The organism is Thalassobacterium sedimentorum, from assembly GCF_031127905.1.
GTDB classification, from domain to species: Bacteria; Verrucomicrobiota; Verrucomicrobiia; order Opitutales; family Coraliomargaritaceae; genus Thalassobacterium; species Thalassobacterium sedimentorum.
In genome coordinates, this window is the sequence record NZ_JARXIC010000024.1 from 21,337 (window position 1) to 41,918 (window position 20,582).

General features: G+C 53.0%; 18 protein-coding genes and 1 other RNA gene. 9 read left to right on the forward strand and 10 right to left on the reverse strand.

Going from position 1 to position 20,582, the window contains the following annotated elements; translation table 11 throughout:
* Window positions 1-258: 258 nt before the first annotated feature.
* Window positions 259-774, forward strand: a complete 516-nt coding sequence (locus tag QEH59_RS13430; RefSeq protein WP_308985892.1) for a hypothetical protein — start codon at window positions 259-261, stop codon at window positions 772-774.
* A 111-nt stretch (window positions 775-885) separates the two neighbouring features.
* Here the strand turns inward: QEH59_RS13430 and lipA are convergent, their stop codons facing one another.
* Both lipA and lipB read right to left on the reverse strand, forming a co-directional pair.
* Window positions 886-1,806, reverse strand: coding sequence for a lipoyl synthase (lipA, locus tag QEH59_RS13435; RefSeq protein WP_308985893.1), 921 nt, complete (start codon window positions 1,804-1,806; stop codon window positions 886-888).
* The gene (gene lipB / locus QEH59_RS13440; protein ID WP_308985894.1) at window positions 1,799-3,133 is read right to left on the reverse strand and encodes a lipoyl(octanoyl) transferase LipB; all 1,335 of its coding nucleotides are present in this window, start codon (window positions 3,131-3,133) and stop codon (window positions 1,799-1,801) included. The genes lipA and lipB overlap by 8 nt, the downstream gene beginning before the upstream one ends.
* Before the next feature lie 58 nt (window positions 3,134-3,191).
* Here lipB and QEH59_RS13445 point away from each other — a divergent pair, with 58 nt between their 5' ends.
* The 4 genes from QEH59_RS13445 to QEH59_RS13460 all read left to right on the forward strand — a co-directional run bounded on the left by QEH59_RS13445 (window position 3,192) and on the right by QEH59_RS13460 (window position 7,776).
* Window positions 3,192-4,802, forward strand: coding sequence for a S8 family peptidase (locus tag QEH59_RS13445; RefSeq protein WP_308985895.1), 1,611 nt, complete (start codon window positions 3,192-3,194; stop codon window positions 4,800-4,802).
* A 137-nt stretch (window positions 4,803-4,939) separates the two neighbouring features.
* Window positions 4,940-6,079, forward strand: coding sequence for a homoserine O-acetyltransferase MetX (gene metX / locus QEH59_RS13450; protein WP_308985896.1), 1,140 nt, complete (start codon window positions 4,940-4,942; stop codon window positions 6,077-6,079).
* Between the two features lie 6 nt (window positions 6,080-6,085).
* The gene (locus QEH59_RS13455) at window positions 6,086-6,697 is read left to right on the forward strand and encodes a methionine biosynthesis protein MetW (protein ID WP_308985924.1); all 612 of its coding nucleotides are present in this window, start codon (window positions 6,086-6,088) and stop codon (window positions 6,695-6,697) included.
* Entirely contained in the window at window positions 6,697-7,776 is a 1,080-nt protein-coding gene (locus QEH59_RS13460) for a coiled-coil domain-containing protein (protein ID WP_308985897.1), read from the forward strand. The genes QEH59_RS13455 and QEH59_RS13460 overlap by 1 nt, the downstream gene beginning before the upstream one ends.
* 9 nt (window positions 7,777-7,785) lie before the next feature.
* Here the strand turns inward: QEH59_RS13460 and QEH59_RS13465 are convergent, their stop codons facing one another.
* On the reverse strand, window positions 7,786-9,621 hold the full coding sequence (locus QEH59_RS13465) for a SulP family inorganic anion transporter (RefSeq protein ID WP_308985898.1): 1,836 nt from the start codon (window positions 9,619-9,621) through the stop codon (window positions 7,786-7,788).
* A 30-nt stretch (window positions 9,622-9,651) separates the two neighbouring features.
* Window positions 9,652-10,437: an inositol monophosphatase family protein gene (locus QEH59_RS13470; RefSeq protein WP_308985899.1), complete on the reverse strand. Its 786-nt coding sequence runs from the start codon at window positions 10,435-10,437 to the stop codon at window positions 9,652-9,654.
* Window positions 10,438-10,636: 199 nt separating this feature from the next.
* Here QEH59_RS13470 and QEH59_RS13475 point away from each other — a divergent pair, with 199 nt between their 5' ends.
* Window positions 10,637-11,656 (forward strand): aldo/keto reductase, encoded by a 1,020-nt coding sequence (locus QEH59_RS13475; protein ID WP_308985900.1) that lies wholly within the window; start codon window positions 10,637-10,639, stop codon window positions 11,654-11,656.
* 10 nt (window positions 11,657-11,666) lie between these two features.
* Window positions 11,667-12,491: a dihydropteroate synthase gene (gene folP, locus QEH59_RS13480; RefSeq protein WP_308985901.1), complete on the forward strand. Its 825-nt coding sequence runs from the start codon at window positions 11,667-11,669 to the stop codon at window positions 12,489-12,491.
* Between the two features lie 17 nt (window positions 12,492-12,508).
* Here the strand turns inward: folP and QEH59_RS13485 are convergent, their stop codons facing one another.
* The 3 genes from QEH59_RS13485 to QEH59_RS13495 form a co-directional block, all read right to left on the reverse strand.
* Window positions 12,509-13,936, reverse strand: coding sequence for an ATP-binding response regulator (locus QEH59_RS13485; protein WP_308985902.1), 1,428 nt, complete (start codon window positions 13,934-13,936; stop codon window positions 12,509-12,511).
* Window positions 13,937-14,069: 133 nt separating this feature from the next.
* Window positions 14,070-16,562, reverse strand: coding sequence for a ribonuclease R family protein (locus tag QEH59_RS13490; protein ID WP_308985903.1), 2,493 nt, complete (start codon window positions 16,560-16,562; stop codon window positions 14,070-14,072).
* Window positions 16,563-16,685: 123 nt separating this feature from the next.
* Complete coding sequence (locus QEH59_RS13495; RefSeq protein ID WP_308985904.1) at window positions 16,686-17,753, reverse strand: hypothetical protein; 1,068 nt, start codon at window positions 17,751-17,753, stop codon at window positions 16,686-16,688.
* A gap of 93 nt (window positions 17,754-17,846) precedes the next feature.
* Between QEH59_RS13495 and ffs the strand changes: the two genes are divergently transcribed.
* Together ffs and QEH59_RS13505 are read left to right on the forward strand one after the other, a co-directional pair.
* Window positions 17,847-17,944, forward strand: an RNA gene (ffs, locus tag QEH59_RS13500) — signal recognition particle sRNA small type.
* Window positions 17,945-18,012: 68 nt separating this feature from the next.
* Window positions 18,013-18,597 carry a methyltransferase gene (locus QEH59_RS13505; RefSeq protein WP_308985905.1) on the forward strand — a complete coding sequence of 195 codons (585 nt, stop codon included), beginning with the start codon at window positions 18,013-18,015 and terminating at the stop codon, window positions 18,595-18,597.
* A gap of 123 nt (window positions 18,598-18,720) precedes the next feature.
* Here QEH59_RS13505 and QEH59_RS13510 read toward each other — a convergent pair whose 3' ends face one another.
* From QEH59_RS13510 to QEH59_RS13520, 3 genes are read right to left on the reverse strand one after another with little or no spacing between them, the layout of a single operon-like run.
* A complete protein-coding gene (locus QEH59_RS13510) occupies window positions 18,721-19,749 on the reverse strand; it encodes a DNA/RNA non-specific endonuclease (RefSeq protein ID WP_308985906.1) in 1,029 nt (342 codons plus the stop codon).
* Window positions 19,750-19,778: 29 nt separating this feature from the next.
* Complete coding sequence (msrA, locus tag QEH59_RS13515) at window positions 19,779-20,306, reverse strand: peptide-methionine (S)-S-oxide reductase MsrA (RefSeq protein WP_308985907.1); 528 nt, start codon at window positions 20,304-20,306, stop codon at window positions 19,779-19,781.
* On the reverse strand, window positions 20,306-20,572 hold the full coding sequence (locus tag QEH59_RS13520) for a DUF493 family protein (RefSeq protein ID WP_308949141.1): 267 nt from the start codon (window positions 20,570-20,572) through the stop codon (window positions 20,306-20,308). Before QEH59_RS13520 ends, msrA begins: the two co-directional genes overlap by 1 nt.
* Between the last annotated feature and the right edge of the window lie 10 nt (window positions 20,573-20,582).

A 20,582-nucleotide genomic window follows, 5' to 3' on the forward strand; every position in this document is an offset into this window, starting at 1 on the left:
GGTCGTCTCGGGTGGTGGCATGGCCTGTGGACACGGAAGAAGTGACCACGCCGAGCAAGAGAGTGTGTGGTATTGTGCATGCGGATGAGCACTAACTAAGCCGATTGCTGCGAGGGCTGGTTAAGTTTACAAATTTTTTGAGCAAATGTATGGGCTTTGATGACGTAAAAATATGTAAATCAGATGCTTGTGAGGAGCCATGCTCTGTTCCCGCTTGTTTTGTGGGTGTCGTTTTTGATATTTAAGCTGATCATAAACATGAAGAAGTGTATTCTAATTTGCATCCTGTTTCCTGCGCTCGCACTGACGCTGATGGCGAAAAGTCTGAAGATTGCGGATACGATTCTTTTTAAAGTTCCAGAAGATTGGAGCTACCTGAGGGCCGAGAAGCAAGTGGTGCCACACTTGGGCGTCTTAACCCGTGCGATGTTAGAGAATCCCGAGCAAGGGCAGAAGTTGACCGTTTCAGTGCTTCTAGTTGAAGAGCTCGATCCCAGCGTGCAGTATTCAACTGAATTGATCGAGGCGACTTTATCGCCCTTGGTTGAAGCCTATCGTAAACAGGGGAGTCACTATTATCCCCGTAAGATATTGGGGCGAGGGAACTTTGTATTTTACTCTCAGGAGGTGGGGCGTCTAGACGCTCGGAAGGTCGAGCTACGTGGTGTACTGATGAAGCGTGGCGATCATTGGGTGAATTTTTTCTGTCAGGGACCGACGGAGATCACGTGGACTCAGTATGAGCAACTGATCCTCGGCACGCGATTATTGTAGCCTGTACGGAATCCGCAGTCCTCACTCTCAGTGAGCTGTTGCCGGAGGTGGACTATTCGCCAATGTGGCTTTGCCGAGACGCTCGATCAGAGTGAACGTCTTTGCAGATATTTAAGCTTCGGCGAGCGCTGTTTCTTTTTGCGCAGCTTGGTTCGCCAGCATTTGGCGGCGACGGGCGCGCACATCGAACATGTCGGATTGTTTGTCCGCGTGGTAGGAGGAGCGAATCATCGGGCCGGACTCGCAGGCACCGAAGCCGATTTCCAGAGCAAATTCCTTCCAGCGCTTAAACTCCTCGGGCGTGACCCAGCGATCGATATTAGCGTGTTTCTTAGAGGGCTGTAAATATTGTCCGATCGTCAAGATGTCGACACCGGCTTGGACCATATCGGTGAGGACTTGTTTGATTTCGTCTTCTTTCTCGCCGATACCCAGCATGATGCCGGACTTAGTAATAAATCCACGTGACTTGGCGTGTTGCAGTACCCAGAGCGAGCGATCGTAGCGGGCGGTCTTGCGGATGGGGCGTTGTAGGCGCTCCACCGTTTCAAGGTTATGGTTGAAAATATCAGGGCAAGCGTCGAGTACCACGTCGAGGTATTCTTGTTGGCCGCGGAAGTCGGCGGTGAGCACTTCGACTGCGCACTCGGGGGAGCGATGGTGTACTGCGCGGATGGTGGCGGCCCAGACGGAGGCGCCGCCGTCTTTCAAATCGTCGCGGGCGACTGAGGTGATGACGGCATGGCGGAGGTTCATGCGGGCGATGGATTCGGCGACACGCGCGGGCTCGCCGAGGTCGAGCTCGGTGGGGCGACCGGTTTGAATCGCACAGAAGCGACAGGAGCGGGTGCAAATATTACCGAGAATCATCACGGTGGCAGTGCCGCGGGACCAGCATTCACCCATGTTAGGGCATTGGGCACTCTTACAGACTGTGTGCAGATCGTTGGTGTCAACGATCTCGCGCACTTCCTTATATTCGTGACTAGTAGGGAGCTTGGCTCGGAGCCATTCTGGCTTTCGGTTATCCATCTTGTGGCGCAGTGTTCCCAAAAATTGTTTTAAATTCAACTGCTAATCGCGCTTTTACGTCTGCTATGTTCACATCCTTATCGAGTTCATTAGCGAGTGAAGTCACCGTGCCATCCGTAATACCGCAGGGGACGATGCCGTTAAAGTGCGTCATGTCAGGGTTTACGTTGAGGGCGAAGCCATGGTAGCTGATCCAGGAGCGCACGGCCACACCGATGGCACAAATTTTGCGTTGGTTGTCGAGCCAGATGCCGGTCTTGCCCTCGCGGCGAGCGCTTTTGAGCCCATAAGTGGCTAAAGTCCGGATGACGACTTCCTCTAGATTCCGAAGGTAGGCGTGGAGGTCGCGCTGGTGGCGTAAAGAGAGGATGGGGTAGCCGACGATTTGCCCGGGGCCGTGGTAGGTGATGTCGCCGCCGCGGTTGGACTGCACGATACTGATGCCCTGGCGAGCGCATTCAGCCTGAGCCCAAATGAGGTGTTGAGCGGCATCCTTGCGCATGCCCATGGTATAGACGGGGGCGTGTTCGGTGAATATCAGTGCATCGGGGCAGCGCCCGGAACGCCTTAAGTCGACGCGTTCTTTTTGACGGGCAAAGGCCTCTTCGTAATCGGTGCGGCCCCAGTCCAGCACTTCCAGCGGTGCGGTCATGCCATCCAATATATTAAAGAGCACCTGGCGCATCCGGGCGTAGGTCTGGGGCGGCTCGGCCAGCAATTGCTCCGCGTTCATGACGAATGGACCGTCGTTTTCGAGCTCGTCGGCGCAGTTTCCGATCAGCGCGCTGAGGCTTTCGTGAGTGGTCTCCAGGTGACACTGCCAGGCTAAGACGCGCTCGTTATAGAGGAAACTTTGATTGGGACAGGCGGCGCTGGAGGCGATACGGATGGCTCCATTCGGGAGTTCGAAGCGGTCACCGTGCCAGTGTAGCACGCGCAGGTCTGTGGGCAGTTCGAGCCATGCGGGAGTCGTTTCCTCGGGCTGGATTGGATACCAGCCGATCTCCACTTGCGGCCCCTTCGTGACGCTGGCGCCCAGCGCGTCTGCGATCAGTTGTCCGCCCAGGCAAATGCCGACCACATATTTACCTGCGGCGATGGCTGAAACTATCAGAGCTTTTTCGGCGATAAGCCATGGATGCGCTTCAACTTCGTAAATATTCATCGGCCCGCCCATGATTAATAATAGATCGAAACGATCGATGGTGGGCAGTGGCGCTGATTCGAAGAGTCGGTGGCAGTGGAGGCTGTGTCCGCGCGAGTGGGCCCAGTCTGCGATGGCGGCAGGCCCTTCGAATGGCACGTGTTGGAGACATAGAATACGCATAGTGAATCGAATGCAAAGACGGTTGTCTTTATCCGCTCAGAGTCTAGTTTAAATATATATGAAATCCCTTCGTTTGCCTTGGATCCTGCTCGCTTTCGCATTGCTGGGAGCGCTGATCGGCTACTATCTCTCGACCCAGCGGCCCTTTTTTCTTGCGGTAGATGTTGCGCCTGAAGTCGTCGGACAGGTCACGCCGGCCGAGGAAGTCACTGAGACGGTGCACGGCGATTGGACGGGGCAGGCCATTGCGCGGGCTGTGTCGGAGGAGTTGGACTATCCGCGTGGTGCGATTGAGGGGGAATTGTTGCTTCAATTTGCCACACGTGAGGCGTATTTGTCTTATTTGCAAGCCTTGGCGGCGGCTGGCATGGCCCCCTTGGGGCAGATTGATGCTTTGATGGTGTTGCGCATCTCAGAGGGCGCCTTGAGTGTGGCAAATATTGGTGAATCTGGTGCGCGGGCCAGCTATTCGTATCGGGTCGAGCGGCCACTGCCTCCGGTGCAAGTCGACCCCGAGGCGCTTGCGCGTTTAACCGCATTTGGCCAATCCGCACGCGTCATTACGGGCGGTCCGATTGCCGGCTCGGGAGCGGGGGTGAGCGTGGCGATTCTCGATTCGGGCATAGAAAGACATCCGCAATTTGACGATGTTTCGATCGTGCGGCTGGATTTGGCCGGCGGAGGCGTGGGGGGCCTGGGAGCGGGGCATGGCACTTCGGTGGCATCCATCATCGCAGGTCGTGAAGGCATCGCTCCGGATGCGGAGCTCTTCGTTGTGCGCGTGCTGGATGCGGAGGGGCTGGGCAATAGTTATCATGTCGCTCAGGGCATCGTGGAGGCCGTCGATCGCGGAGTGCAGGTGATCAATATGAGCCTCGGCGTTTATCAGGATACTGTTATACTGCGCCAAGCCGTCAATTATGCGCATGCGCGTGGAGTATTGATGGTGGCTGCTGCGGGCAACGACGGCTATGGGCGTATGCCATATCCTGCGGCTTATCCAGAAGTGCTGGCGGTGACTGCGGTCGATGGGAACGGGCAGTATGCCCTGTTTCCAAATCAATCCATGCAGATCGACTTTGCCGCGCCGGGTGTGGGGGTGTTGACGGCTTTGGAGGATGAGGGGACGGTGCTCTTTTCCGGCACATCCGCGGCTGCGCCCTTTGTGAGTGGCACTTTAGCCTCCCTGCTGTCGGGGGAAGGCGCGCTGCCGCCTCAGCAGGCAGTCGAGTTATTACAAGCTTACTTAAATGATCGAGGGGCCCCTGGCGTGGACCCTGTGTATGGCGCAGGCTTGCTGGATTGGGATCGCTTGCGAGAGCGTGCGACTCCGGGCATACTTGATGTTGCACTGGCGGATATTTATCTGCAGCCCGATTCCTTGCCTGGCACGACGATGCCGATTGAGGTGACGGTGCAGAATCGTGGCACTACCTGGTTCAGTGATGCCGAGTTGGAAGTATTTGTGGGTGAGGCCGAACCCGTCAGTTTTATACTCGGTTCTTTGGGCCCAGGGCAGACCACGAGCCGTAAAGTCTTTTCCCAGATCCCAGCACAGGGTAGCGACGAAGTGCTGAGCCTCGCGGCGCGTGTGATTCTCCAGAATATAAATCAAGACATACGCTTTGAGAATAACTTGAAGTCGGTGGCCTTTCGCCCGGTCAGGTAGAGCTTGAGGTGAGGCCGGGGGGGGGATTTGAGGTCGCATTTTGTCAAAAATATGTGTGAGCCGCTGGGAGCTCCCTTTTTAACTGGATTTGACTACGCTCTGCGTGTACCGCTATCTGGCTAAAGTAAACTTTCCATATGAATGATTCCGAACAAGCGCCGCTAATCTCTGATGAGGGAGAGGTCGGCTTCGTTGAGTATCAGGATTTTGTCTCCAAAGAGCCGTTTCAATTCGTCTCGGGGGGCAGTATCCCTGAGCTAACGCTGCGCTATGAAACCTATGGACACCTCAGTGCGGCAAAAGATAATGCCATTTTGATCTGCCATGCCTTGAGTGGTGATCATCATTGTGCCGGGGTGCATGGTATCGAAGAGCGCAAGCAAGGCTGGTGGAATTTTATGGTGGGGCCGGGGAAGCCAATCGATACGACGCGTTATTTTGTGATATGCTCGAATGTCCTGGGCGGCTGCCAAGGCTCGACGGGTCCAGGTTCGATCAATCCGGCCACTGGCCGACCCTATAATCTGGATTTTCCTAAGTTGACTGTGCAGGACATGGTTAAGGCACAGTCGCTGTTGATTGATTCTTTCGGTATTGATCGCTTGCACGCCGTGATTGGTGGTAGCATGGGCGGTATGCAAACCCTGCAGTGGGCGATCGACTTCCCGCAGCGCGTGGGGCGTTACATCGCGCTGGCATGTGGTGCACGTCACACCGCGCAGGCAATCGCCTTTAATGATACGGGGCGGCAGGCCATTATTTCGGATCCGGAGTGGAAGGGCGGTAATTATGATCCGCAAGAAGGTCCGGCTCAAGGGCTGGCGGTGGCACGCATGATGGCCCACATTACCTACCTCTCCGACGTGGGGATGGAGAGTAAGTTTGGGCGTAAGCGTCGCTCCGGGGATCAATCGCGGGAGCATTTTGAGGTCGAGTTTGAGGTCGAAAGTTACCTGCGCTATCAGGGCGCGAGTTTTGTGACTCGGTTTGATGCCAACACCTATTTATATTTGACCAAGGCGCTTGATCGTTTCGATTTGCACAGTCCCGAGTCCTTGGATGTCACTTTGCAGGCTGTTACCGCGCCGGGCTTGGTGGTGGGCTTTACATCCGACTGGCTCTACCCGCCGCAGGGGAATCGTGAGGTGGTTGAAGCCCTGTTGCGTCTGGGCAAGGATGCCACTTATGCGGAACTCGCGATGGACTTCGGGCATGATTCCTTTCTCTTGCGGGCGCCGCAATTATACGAACTGATGCACCGATTCCTGAGTCGTTAATCTGTGATGAAAGCAATTGATAAAAAGCGCCAAGCAGACTTTCAAATCATTGCCCATTGGGTCAATGAGGGCGACCGCGTGCTCGATCTGGGATGCGGACGTGGCGTGCTGCTGGAGTATTTAAAACAAAAAAAATCGATTTATGGCGTCGGTGTAGACATCGATCTCGACAAAATTCTTAGCTGTGTGAAGCGCGGTGTGCCGGCTTATCAGGGCGACATTCGAGCTATGTTAGCGACCTTTCCAGAGAATGCATTTGATCGTGTCATTTTCAGTCGCACAGTTGAGCAGTTGGAGGACCCCGATGCTGTGTTGGCCGAAGGCCTACGAGTGGGGCGGCGTGTGGCGGTAGGCTTTGTGAACAAGGCCTTTTGGTTGAACCGCTTAAATATATTTCTTAAAGGCCGTCGCACAGTGAACGAGGTCTACCCCAAGCCTTGGTATGAATCATTGCCAGCCAATCCCTTTTCTGTGGCCGAGTTTGAGGATTATTGCGATGCGCGTAGGATTGTGATCGAAAATAGAGTGTTTCTTTCAGGAGATTGGCGCAGTGAGTGCTCCAGATTTCCTAATCTTATGGCAGGTTATGCTATTTATGATTTAGCCTCGATTGATTAATGGCCGGAAAAGACAAAACAGCTGAATTAGAGCACGCGATTCATCGGTTTTACGAAGGGTATTCGACGAAACGAATCGTGATGGCTACTTTTGTGGTTGGCGCACTCAGTTTGGTTCTATCTTTTGTCGTATATGCCTTGATGGCTAGTGGCTTATTAGCCTCGATAGTGTTTTTATTAGTTGGGTTCATTGGGATTAATGTCGCATTTTTAACCACTGTGCCGCCAGCTAGTTCATTAAACAGATCGAGAAATTTAATTTGTGAGGCGATCAAAGAGCCGTCGCGCATTCAGTCGTATGACATGAACAATGTGCAGCTGCTTGATTCGTCCGGTAAGGTTCAGACATTATGTGCGCGTGATATGGCGCTGTGGAGCTCGCTGGTCGTTCCTTATTTAATTGAATCTCAGGCGAACGGTGAGCAAACTTCGCGCAAGAAGAGCCAGCGTCAACTGACTGCATCCGAGCGGAAATACATTGAGCAACGACGCAAGGAAGTGCTCGAGATGGAGAAGAAAATCGAATCTGAGCGTAAGCGATTAGATCATGATCGTCTTGAATTAGAGGCGCGTAGCGCGGATCTAAAGCAGGCCGAGGAGCTGGTGATTGAGCGTTTAACTGTGGTGGAGACTGCTGAAGCGGAGCTGGAGCAGTTGAGAATAGTTGCAGCTGAGCGTGCTGATGTCGACGCCGTTGCATATGATGCGCAAGCGGCAGATATGAAAGCAGCTGAATTGCGAGAGAAAGAAATTGAATTGGCGGCGCTCAAAGAGCGTTTGGCGGAGGATCGACGAAGCTTCGAAAGTCAAAAGGCTGAGCTGAGCCGTTTGCAGAAGACTGTCACGCACACGCCTTTTGATACCGTCAAGCAATCTCCGGATAGTCAAAGTGTGGAGGCACGTGAGGCGGCACTGGAAGCGCGTTTGAAGCAACTTGAAGCGGAGGCGGAAGCCTTGGAAGCACGCGCTACTTTCCTGACCGACAGTGAGAATTCTTTGATTGAGCGACTGGATGCCCTAAGTGAACGTGAGGCGCATGTTGAGCAAAGCGAGGTGGATGCGGGGTTGCGCCAAGATTAGCGAAGTGTCTCAGGCGCGTTCTCCCTGCTTCGTTTTATCGCGAACTGGGTCCACGTAGATGGAGACATCGGCTTGTGTATCGCCCAGATGTTCTTTCGCGCGTTTGAGTGCTTTTGCGGTGGACATAGTTGGATTACTGGGCACATCGGTAAAAATGTTGCGCTCTTCGATTTTGAAATAGAGTCCTGATTTCTTCAGGACTTGGATCATGTTCGCTTTTACTTCGCTCAGAATCAGGTAGCGACCTTTCTCTTCCATATAGAGGAGTAATTCTTCCAGTGCCATGACACCTGTGGCGTCCAGATTGTGGGCATTGCGCATCTTGAGTACGACAATCTTGAGGTTGGGCTCTTCGCAGATTCGGCGCATTTGATCACGAAACAGATCGGCGGCACCAAAGAAAAGTTCACCTTCGACGTGGACGATTGAAACTTGAGGTACGGAGCGTTGTTCCCGCTCGTTCATTTCTGCCAATTGGCCTTCTTCGTTAAACGTGTATTCCACCATTTCGGGGCGAGCGACTTTTTTCAGGAACAGCATGATAGAGGTGCCGACTCCTACATAGATTGCTGTGTCTAAAGGCATAAATAGGCCGCTGCCGAAGGTTGCTGTGAAGACCGCCGCGTCCGATTTTGTAGTGCGGGTGACGATATGGATGGCGTGTTTATTAATAAGTGAGATGCCGATTGCAATGACCAGCACTGCTAAAGTGCACTGTGGGATATACTGAGTGAATGTTCCGAGTGCAAAGGCGCCGATGAAAACGATGACCCCGCTAATATAGCTGGCTAGTACCGTGTGGCCACCGCTGGTGGCGCTTAACGTCGAGCGCGTCAGTGAGCCCGAGGCGGGCATGCCAGAAAAGAAAGCACAGCCGATATTAGCCATTCCTATAGAGAACATCGCTTGATTGGCGTCCAGACGGGCGCCGGTCTTAGCTGCTAACGATTTTCCAATTGAGATGCCTTCCAAAATGCAGAGCAAGGCAATGGCCAGTGCCGGACTGGCTAGTAGATGTAGGCTACTTAGGGAGAAATCAGGTGCTTGAAAAGACCAGTCGCTGGCGTTGATGCCTGTTAAGAAGTGTATCTGACTTTCACGGCCTAGGTATTTCAGATGCAGTCTCTCGATAACAAATTCGGTGAGAGCGGATATTGCTAATAGACTGATCGCAACATTAGGTAGCGACCTGAATTTTTTATTTAAAAGAAAGAATAGTCCCGCTGTTGCTAGGCTGATACTGACTGTCGCCCAATGTATCGTGTCGATGGATAAGCACATCAGGCGCATTGACTCATAGAAGGTCGCGCCTTTGCCGGGCATCTCTAAACCCAATGCTTTGGGGATCTGGTTGGTTATAATCAGGAGTGCTGCTGCTGTAATATAACCTGTAATGACCGAGCGTGAGATGTACTGAACTAGATTGGCGACTTTAAAGTAGGCTCCAACCGCTATAAAGAGGCCCACCATGAAGATGAGCAGGGGGACCATTTCCAGTTTTTCCGCGCCCACGATACCGAGGCTGGCAAAGGCACTCAGCAGCATTACGGAAGTGGCGTTGGTCGGACCCAGTGTGATTAAGTGGCTCTTGGCAAAGACTGGAGCTACCATTGCTGCAATGGCGGAACCATAAATTCCGTATTGGATTGGCAAACCTGCGATGAGCGCATACGCCATTCCTTGGGGAAATGCGAGCAGGGCAACATTCAGGCCTGCTCGCAAATCGCCGCCAAAATAGCTCGGTTGATAGCCTTTGAGTGACTGCCTGAGCGGCCAGAAATTGAGAGTGTTATATTCTTTGGCTGCGCAGAGCCCGGTTTTTAAATGTTGAAGGAGCGCGACCACGTCTGACTCAAGGATGAGAGTGAATGAGTCCTATTTTGTAGGATAGAGTGTTGCCATGACTTCGTCGTGGAGTGGCGCCTTGGCGGCGATGATACAGCGCTCGTCGAAAGCGTCGCCGCCCTTCCAGCCGGTTACCTTGAAGCCAGCACCTTCCAAGCAGGGGAGGATGGCTGCGCAGTCCCAAATTTCCATCATCGGGTCACACATAATGTCGATAAAGCCGGAGCAGAGTAAGATGTAGCCCCCCGCGTCGCCCCATGAGCGGTAGAGCGCAGTCTTCGGAGGGAGTGCGGTCCAATCAGCTTCATTTTGCCACAGTGTTTTGCGAATCGGGTCGGTAGTGCACAGGGTGGCTTGACTTAGAGAGCAAGCTTCGCGGCCAGAGACTAGTTTGCCATTCAAAGTCGTGGTCTCACAGTCGCCAATAACCATTTGCTTCAGCACTGGCTGGTTGATTGCACCGATGACTGGACGGCCTTTATACATAAGAGCGATCAATGTCGCAAAAAGTGGCACGCCGGAGATAAAGGATTTGGTGCCATCGACTGGGTCGAGCACCCAAACGAAGTCGGCGTCTTCGCGTTCGCGGCCGTATTCTTCACCGATGATGCCGTGCTCTGGATAGCGCTCGGCCAAAATCTCGCGAATGCGTTTCTCTGCATTACGATCGGCTAAAGTCACTGGAGTGGCGTCTGACTTGCGCTCGATTTCTACGTCTGGGCCGTAGTGAGGAAGTATCTCCTTGGCGGCTTCATCGCAAAGGTAAGCGATAAATGTGATAAATTCGTCTTTTTGTGCGCGTGTAAGTTCGGACATCTTGCTATGCATTTTGTGTGAATATAAAGTCATGAGGCTGGAGCTTCTGAATCTCTGAGGCAACAGCAGATTCACGTAAGATGAAAATCGTTGGTCATCTCAGCCATATCCGGAGGTGGATGGTGGTGCTAGGTGGGCTTCTTTCTTTTCTAAGCATAAGCATTTGTAATTTCATTAAATCATGGCATAGCTATTGGGCATGGAAAAAAGACGTTTAGGACGTAGTGGCATAGTCGTTTCTGAAATTTGCCTTGGTACAATGACTTTCGGTTCGCAACTGGATGAACGCGAGTCGTTTGCCATTTTGGATGCAGCCTATGAGGCGGGTATTGATTTTTTTGATACTGCAGAAATTTATCCGGTACCACCGAAGGCGGAGTGGGTGAATCGCACAGAAGAGATTGTGGGGAAGTGGCTAAAGGGGAAGGATCGTAGTTCGATTTTGTTGGCCACCAAGGTGGTGGGGCCCGGGCATGGCTGGTTTGTGCCGCCGATACGTTCGGGCAAGACTGCTTTGGATCGGCACCACATCCGCGCGGCGATTGAGGGAAGTTTGCGTCGTTTGCAGACGGATTATGTGGACCTTTACCAGACCCATTGGCCGGACCACGATTTTGGTTATGAAGAGACGCTACAAACGCTGACTGAATTGCAAGAGGAGGGCAAGGTGCGTGTAGTCGGGAGTTCCAACGAAACAGAGTGGGGGACCATGAAAGCGAATCAAGTGGCTCAGGAAAATGGCTACGCCCGCTATCAGACCATTCAGAATAATTTTTCAATAAATAATCGTCGTTTCGAAGATGCTTTGGCAGATATTTGCCGACGCGAGGCTATTAGTTTATTGCCGTATTCCCCGATTGGTGGCGGTGTTCTAAGTGGCAAATACAACGAGGGCGCTTTGCCGGAAGGGGCCCGCTTTACCGAGTATTTAAAAGGTGGTGGAGAACGGCAGCGACAGATGGCTGAGCGTTTTGTTAATGAGAAAAGTTTGGCGACCACTGCCGAATTGATGAAATTGGCGAAGCAGTTGGAGATCGATGTCGTGACGCTGGCTGTCGCCTGGAGCAAGCAGCATGACTTTGTGGCTTCAACGATCATCGGAGCCAATTCAGTGGATCAATTGAAACCGAGTTTGGCTGCGGCAGGGTATCGCTTGAGCGATGAGGTCATGCAGCAAATTGATGCAATTAGTGCAAAATATCCTTATCCTATGGGGTAGATGAGATCGTATGGCGATTTATCACACGCGACGTCGCGATCTCTTGTTGGGGGAGCGCACTTACCTGATGGGGATTCTAAATCTGACTCCGGATTCCTTTTCTGATGGTGGGGACTTTGTGGATTTAGATGCGGCAACAATGCATTTTCACGCTATGGTCAAAGCTGGTGCGGAGATTATCGATGTAGGCGGCGAATCAACGCGTCCTGGACACATTCCTATCAGTGCTAAAGATGAGATGGCACGGGTGGTGCCCTTTATTGAGAAAGTGCGACCACATACGAAGGCACTTATCTCGATCGATACTTCAAAGGCGGAGGTAGCAGCGGCGGCTTTGGTTGCTGGTGCTGATATCGTAAATGATGTTTGGGGAGCGCAGCGTGATCCCGCCATGGCTGAAGTGATGGCCCAGGGGCAGGCATGTGTCCTGATGCACAACCGCAGCGCAGAGGAAGCGGAGACGGGGGATGTGATGCAGGCGGTTCAGGCATATCTTCAGCATTCCATTGAATTGGTGAAGCAGGCCGGCGTGCGGGATGATGCGATTATGCTCGATCCAGGTTTGGGTTTTGGAAAGACCTACGAGGAGAATTGGGAATTGATGCGTCGCTTACCAGAATTGGTGGCACTGGGCTATCCTGTATTATTGGGGGCATCGCGTAAGTCGATGATCGCAAAATTATTGAATTTGAAAGATCCGAAGGCGCGCTTGAGTGGTACTTTGGGGACGACTGCACTCGGGATACAGGCAGGGGTCGATGTGCTACGTGTGCACGATGTACGTGAGAATTATGAGTGTGCGGCGGTGGTGGATCGCTGTGTGCGCTCGAAGTAAGCGCGTCGGTGCGTCGGCTAGGACTGTGCCTTTTTGATATTTACGATGTCGAGTAAGGTTGCGCGTAGTTCTTTCAGGCCTACTGGCTTGGGGAGATAGTACTGCATGCCTGCTTCTTTGAAGCGACTGCGGTCAGAAATGACATTGAAGGCAGTGACTGCGATGATGGGAATGTCTTTAACTTCATCTCCGGCGAGACCATTGCGGATGGCTATGGTGGCTTCCACTCCATCCATGATCGGCATGTCGACATCCGTCAGCAACACGTCGAAGCTTGGATCTTTTTGCAAGGCAAGGATGGCCTCTTGTCCGTTCTCAACAGCGGTGACTTCTTGCCCCATTTTTTGGAGTAGCATCACGATTAGATTGCGGCTGGCACGGTCGTCTTCAGCTGTGAGGATTTTTAGTTTTTCGGGTAATTCACGCAGAGTTTTGAGGCCGCTTTTGCCACTTTGCACACGCAGGCCACCGATTGGTTTTGCAGCAGATGGGGAGGCGATCATGTGCTCCATGGTAAAGCGTAGGATAGTGTGTACGCCCCCTTCAGGGATTTTTTCGGATTTGATGCTGCCCTTGTAGAATTCGAGTAAGGCCTTGGACACTGCTAGGTGCAGGTATTCGATCTTGATCCGACTGCGTTGCGAGCCTCCGGCGATGTTGAGTATATCGTTAACACATGCATCCCGTGAGTCGTCCCATGCTTCTAGCGGGTTGGTGATGTGTAATTCGATGTCGGAGCCCTGCATTTGCCAGCTCACATGTAGGGATTGTTTCTCTTCCGGGAGTCCCGTCATGGGGATCGCTTCGATCGATCCCAGAATAGCCGACTTTATGATCGTGCTGATGTGATCGCCATCACCGCGCAGGCGAAGGCGGTTGTTTTCGTGCTGAGTGAGGATTTTGATCTGGCGTCCACTGGCGCGGAAGGTGATGTCCTCGCGGATTTGTTCGATTGCATCGCGTAGGGAGACCCATTCACGATACTGGGGCAGGAATTCGTTCTCGTTTTGAATGCGTGCCAGATTGGTCAAGGTGTGGAGCACGGAGTGCATGTGGTGGGCACAGCCTTCTAGTTCGATGAGTTGGCTGGAGGAATCGTTTTCCTCTCGCAGCATTTGGGCAATTCCCATGATGCCATTGAGCGGCGTTTTTAATTCGTGTGAAAGTGTGGCAAGTAGCGAATCAGAGCTGTCGAAATAGGCAGGTTGTGTTTTGGACTTCTCCTTTGAAATGGTAGGCTTTTGTTGGGAAATGACTTTTTCTTTTGTGACTTCAACTGTCGGACGTGTGATGTCGCGTCGTATGACCTTAGGAGGCACTGGCTCGGCGAGCTTCTTCTCTAGCTCGGCGATAGTTTTGCTTTTACTCTGTAAGCGGATAATTAGGAATAGAATACTAAATCCAAGTAGAAGGGTGGGGATGAGTGCTGCAAGTAGTGAGTGCATTGTCAAATGTGTGCCTGTGAAAAAATAGTAAACATAAGGATGATGTGGGGGCTTGCAAGTCAACAGGTCGTCGAGTCTTGGCTGTGTGTCGCGCCCAATACGTATTGCTATCGGGGTGCCTTGTTTCTGATGACTATTTCGGTTTACGCGTTCGATTACGGTTGTTTTTGGTCGGGCGTTTAGTCAGGGTTTTCCCGGTGGGCGGAGTTTTCTTATTGGGGCTCGATTGCTGCGAACTAGACGCTTGGTTACTGGTCTTTCGAGTGTTTTTATAGTCTGACTTTTGTGGCGTGCGGTCTATAGGCTTACGGCGCCCTTTGAAGGGCTTTCCAGGCTTCTTTCCTAGGTCGCGCTCATCCGCAAGGACTACGCGGAAGTCGATTTGACGTTTGAAGCGGTCGACACGCTCTACTTGGACAACGATGTATTGCCCGAGTGCATAGGTTCTTTGTTTGCGACGTCCAACCAATGCCGTGCCTTCTGAGTTCGGATGGTAAAAGTCGTCATCCAAGGTTGAGATATGTATCATCCCGAAGGCTAGCGTATCGGTCAGTTCAACGAAGAGCCCATGGTTTTTCACATCCGTGATGATGGCTTTGAAGTGTTGTTTCTTTGGTTTTTGTAGCTCTTGGTCGTAGAATTCGAGTAGTTTAGTTTTGACGGATTCGCGTTCGGCATCGACAGAGTTCCGCTCGGTGATGCTGATGTGGTCGCCGAGGCTTTCCAATTTGGCTTGATTGTAGCGGATGTCAGGCTTGTCGAGCGCAGAGTCGGCGCCGATCTTGCACAGGTAGCCGTCGAGTACGCGGTGCACGATTAGATCAGAGTAGCGACGAATGGGAGAGGTGAAGTGAGTGTAGTCGGGCTTGGCGAGGCCGTAGTGACCGTCCGCCGATGCGCGGTACTGTGCTTGTTTGAGGCTGCGTAGCACATGCACTTTGAGGGTATAGCCCTGGGGGTGCTCTTTTAGCTTTTGCAGCAGTTTGGTCATCTCGCGTGGCTTTTGCAGGTTGCCGCATTGCACGCCGAAGCTGAGCATGGTCTCGCGTAGCTCTTTCAATTTCTCTTCTTCAGGCTCGTCGTGCACGCGATAGATGCAGGGGAAGTTCTGCTTCTTCATGGTGCGTGCAACTTGCTCGTTGGCAGAGAGCATGAACTCTTCGATCAGTTGGTGGCTCTCGTCGTTGAATTGCTTCTCGATGCGGTCGGCATAGCCGTTTTCGTCGACGTAGATTTTAACATCTGTCATGTCGAGGTCGAGTGAGCCTTTGGTGAAGCGTCGCTGGCGTAGTTGCTTGGCAATACTCCAAAGCTGGTCGATGTGTTGTTTGAGCGTGGCCATTTCATCGTTGCTGACCTCGTCGAGTGAGCGGCCCGTGGAGCCAGTCTGGTGCTTGGGGGGGAGCGGTGTTTTGCGGATTTCGGCAAAGTCGTCCTGCGTCATGAATGCGTAGGCCTGTTTGTAAGTGAGGCGTTTGTTGCTGCGTATTACGGTGTTGGCGAATTTGACGTCGGTGACGTCCGCATGGTCGTTAAATGTAATGAAACAGGTCTTGGTGAGGCGATCTTCGGCCTCGACCAGTGAGCAGAGTCCATTGGAGAGGGCGTGTGGCAGCATCGAAATCACGGTGCCAACCAGATAGGTGCTGTTGCCGCGCTCTTGGGCTTCGCGGTCGAGAGGAGTGCCAGGCTTAACGTAGCCGCTGACATCGGCGATGTGTACGCCCACGCGGAATTTGCCATTTTCTAGGAATTCCAGTGAGAGGGCATCATCAAAGTCTTTGGCGTCGTCGGGGTCGATCGTGAAGGTGAAGAGGTTGCGACAATCTTGGCGGTTTCCAATATCTTCCGGGCGTACCTTGTCGGGGATGGCCTTTGTTTGTTTTTCAACTGCTGCGGGAAACTGAGGGTTGAGGTCGTATTTATAGAGGATCGCTTTGAATTCGGCGTCTGGCTCATGGGTGCGACCGAGCACTTCGATAATTTCGCCTTCGGGGTTGAGGTGGCGCTGTTTCCATTCTAGCATTTTGACCACAACTTTATCCCCCTTTTTAGGGGTGGGGCGGATGCCGGAGTTCGTGGGGTCGGGGACCAAGATGTCTTGAATGATGCGTGGATCGTCGGGAATGACGTAAGTGGCGTGGCGTCCCTGTTCGAGTGTGCCCGGGATTGTGGTCTGCGCGCGCTTGAGGATTCGGATTACTCGAACATTTGGCTTTTCGTTTGGGTTGTATTCCGGGCGTTGTTGGCGGCCCTTGCCGCGGTAGGGGCGTCGAGATTGCTCCACTTTACGCGCGAGTACGATGTCACCGTGCATGGCGACACCTGTATCTTCGGCTTTGATCGGGTAGCCATCACCCGCAGGGGCAGCATCCGGTATCAGAATCGCGGAGCCGCTTTGGCGCACCATGATGCGCCCGCTCACTAGGTCAGCATCTTCGGGGATGCAGAGTCGATCTTTTTTCAGTCGTGCGATTTCTCCACGTTCCAGCATTTGGTCGAGAAGCAGGTGAGCTTGCTGGGTTTCGTCTTCGTCGAGTTTGAGTACTGAAATGATTTCCATGCGGCGCATGGGGACGTAGTCTTTAGCTCCGAAGAGCTTGAGTAATTTTTGGCGTAATTCCATTTTGGTTGTAAATTGTATGTTTGTAGGGGCCTTGGAGGAGCTGTGCGGGGCAGCGATGCATCGACTCTATGCGGGGGCATTATTCGAGCAGCTCATGATCTTTAGCCAGTAAAGCCTTGGGGGTTAAGCGCCGTCGCCTTCGGGGTAGTAGGCAGCATTGCCTTCCAGACCGAGTGTGATGGTAATGTTTAGGAAAGTGATTTCGCCCATCGACTGGCAGAGCATAAAGCGATGATCGTTATGCATTTCGGCAAGCTCCTTGCGTAGTTGTCGCATCTTTTCAGTGCTAGAGATTTGGTCGGAACACATACAGTTGCGCAGGTGCTGCACGCGGTGAAGGGCAAAGCGTAAACGTCGTCGAATCAGTGAGCGCTCCTCACGTTGGTACTGTTGACTAGTTTCGACATTAATCAACTCTGTACAGAGTTTTACCACTGGAAGGTTATTTTTGAAAAACTGGGGTAGATAAAGCGAGCGGCGACCTTCGTAGCATTGTTGATCGAAGTCGATTGCGCGCACACGGTATTGGCTTTCTTCAAAGTCGGGAGTGACCTCGACCACATAATTATAGGCGCGCATGTCGCCGAGTAGGCGCACGAAGCAGCGTTCATTGAATTTGATGAACTCCTTGGCTAGGCGCACTGAATGGAGGTCGGGCTGGGGTAAATAGTGGCGAATAAAGTCGTCGCCCGGGACACCGATGATGTGTTCTTCGATCAGGGTGTCCTCATATACGAGATAATTGATGTGGTTGGGCGAGAGTAATTCTTCCAGCTCCAGTCCATAGACTCGTGAGGCGTCGGCTTTTTTTACATAGAAATAGTCGTGATTGTCGTTGTATTGATTCACCACTCGTACACGCATCGGCTTGGTGTTGCCAAAGGTGCAAAAATCCACGCGATCAATATATAGGTTGGATAAAATGGTTTCATCGCCACCGGAGCGCAGGGTGACGTAGATTCTTTTGAGGCCTTCGTAGAGTTCGCGTCCAAATTGTTGCTCGTAGATCAGAGTCTGCCATAGAGTGTCGTCACCATTTTTATTAATGAGCGGAAAGGAGTCCTCGTATTTAAGCATATCCTCATAGGTCACCGGTAGTTCTACTGCGCGGTGATATTCCGTCAGATACTGCCGGAAGTGGGAATTTATGGGGAAGAACTGCTTGCGATGTTGTGTGGCGGCTGCCTGCATAAAGGCTATTGAAAGGCTCCTTACTTTAATGGCGAATGAATTTTCTTCATTTTAGGGTTGCTGCAATGTGAGTTGTGGGTGTCTTCTGGAGTTGGCCGGGTCCTATGCAACGTTGGACAGGTTAACCTCGTCAGGCCCGGAAGGGAGCAGCGATCGCCTAATCCTCGTGTGCCGTAGGGTGCCTGGCCACTTTTGTGTACAGTGACCAAGAATCAGATCTGAATGCTAGTGCATCGGGTCTGTCGGAGATGTTGAAATCATGGCTAGAGATTGGGAGATGGCTTACGAGCAGAATGAAACGCCTTGGGACAAGGGCTATGCCTCGCCGCCTTTACTAGAGTTTTTGCAGCAGAATCCAATTCTGGGGCGTGTTTTAGTGCCTGGTTGTGGCACCGGGCACGATGTGCGAGCATTGGCAGCTCAAGGCGCCCAAGTGTTGGGGCTGGATGTCGCGCCCAGCGCTGTGCGGAAGGCGCTGGCATTTCCCTGTGTGAGAGATGAGCGCTATGAAGCGGGCGATTTTTTGAATTTAGATGCGGGGCATTGTGCTGCTTACGATTGGGTGGTCGAGCACACCTGCCTGTGTGCGCTGGATCCCTGTGAGCGTGTTGCTTATGCGCGAGCGGTGCAGCAAGCGCTGAAACCAGGCGGGTATTATCTCGCGGTGTTCTATCGAGAGGTCAGCGATTACACAGGCGACGGCCCCCCGCATCCGATTACACCGGCGGAGTCGCATGCCTTGTTTGCGCCTGTCTTTGAGCCGTTGGAAGCCTTTGTGCCAGCGCAGGGGTATGCCAGCCGGCCGGTCGGCTCGGAGGAAGTTTGCTTGTGGCGGAAGATGTAGGGGGCTTCACTTGTGATGCCCGCGTTGGATTGTCTGCTTGGGATCGGCGGTCTTCACAAGTGAAGCCCCTGCAATCTTAGCAGTTAATTCGCTTGAGGGCTTTGTGTGCCGTCATTTGCTCCGCTACCAAACACTAGGGCTTACATAATTGCCCAGTGTGTCGCGGATACTAAAACCGAGCTCGGGCAGAAACTGCAGGCCAGTTTGCTTTTCGATCTGTGTGATCGAAGTTAGGTAATCGTTTAGATTCTTACTCTCAGCATCGCTGGGGATGAGCAGTGCCATCGCTCTTAAGCCGCCCGCATTGGTGAGGTCCAGCGCGATCGCGTAGTAGGCGTCTGGAACTAGAATCCCGGAGGCGAGTTTAAGACTGTTGTTGCTGTAAACAGGACCTAAGTAGATCCAGACTTCGCCAAAGCGTTGTGGATAGCGTTGTGTGAGTTCATGCATCGCTTTTTTCCAGACGCCTGAGGCGAGGGCCTCGCTCATCGGGAAGTGGTTGGTGGCTAGCTGGGCGTCCTTGGCGCCCCGTGTTCCGTGCTGACGAATGAGTGCGCTCGCGGGGGCGATGGGCTGTGGCTGCCATTGCGCGTCTGTCAGTGCTTGAGCAGTCAGCTGGGCAACGCGTGCGTCCACTTGAATGCCTGTGTCTGCTTCGGCCTTTTTCTTAGTGGCATCGTCGAGGCGAATCGCGACGCAGGTGGCCTGTAAGCTGTTTTCAGAAAAGAGGTTCGAGTGGCTGGGGTTTGGTAGCACGCGGACTGCTTGCCGACTGTGGGGGATGCCCGCGAGGAAGAATGAGTTGTCGTTGCGTCCGAGTTCGCCGCCCTCGACTACGAGCCCCTCGCTGCTTGGTAGTAAATCATGCAGGTTGTCCAATACGGCTGCTATCGGGGCTGGGGTCACTGCGCTGGTGCGTGGCAGATTGATCGCGGAGAGGGCGCATTGTTCCATTCTGGCACGGGTTTCAAATGAGCCAAAATAGTACATACCGCTTAGAATGCACACGATCAGCGCCAGCAGTATGAGCAGCTTACGCTTCCAGCGTGAAGTGGCTGGCTGCGCGGCTGTCTTTTTACGAGTCGCTTTGCGCGCAGTTTTACGAGTCGCCCGTTTTTTAGTCGTTTTCTTTTTTGCGCGTTTGGTAGCCATGGCTGCGGATACAAGTGCAGCGATTTGAATTATTCAAGGTCGAGCTTGTGTAACTTTGGGCGAATCACCATCTGGCAATAGGGGGCCGCAGCATTGAGTCGGTAGTAGTCTTGGTGGTAGTCTTCTGCCGGGTAGAAAGTGCTCACCGGGGTGATTTCAGTGACTATGGGCGCGCTGAACTGCGCTTGAGCGGCGACTTTGGAAGTTTCGGCAGCTGCGCGTTGGGCTTCGTTGTGGTAGAAGATGGCCGAGCGGTATTGGGTGCCGCAGTCGCCGCCTTGTCGATTTAGAGTCGTCGGGTCGTGTGAGCGCCAGAGCCAGTCGAGCAAGGTTTCATAAGTGATCACGCTAGGGTCGTAGTGGATCTGGGTGACTTCCGCATGGCCCGTATCGCCGGTGCAAATGTCGCGGTAGCTAGGATTCTCAGTTTGGCCGCCCATGTAGCCGGATTCGACGGCTTGCACGCCCTCGAGGCGCTCAAAGACCGCTTCCACGCACCAAAAGCAGCCCGCCCCGAAGGTGGCGATGGAGAGGGAAGGTGTTGTTTGAGTGCTCATTACAGCGAAATCACACCAGGCACCTGCGCCACGCGTTGATAGATGGCGATCACCTCGTCGCTGGAGTGCACATGCATTTCCATGGTGTAGGCGATAAAGCGACCGCTGGAGGATTCGTTAGCCTTGACTGGATCGTCGGCAAAGAGGTCGAGCACTGTCTGGCACTGCTTCTTTGGCACGATGAATTTGAATGGAAACAGGCAGGGCCATTCGTAGTTGGCGTCCAGTGAGGAGCGGAAGGAGTCAAGGGATTCGTCGTCTTTCATGCGCACGAGA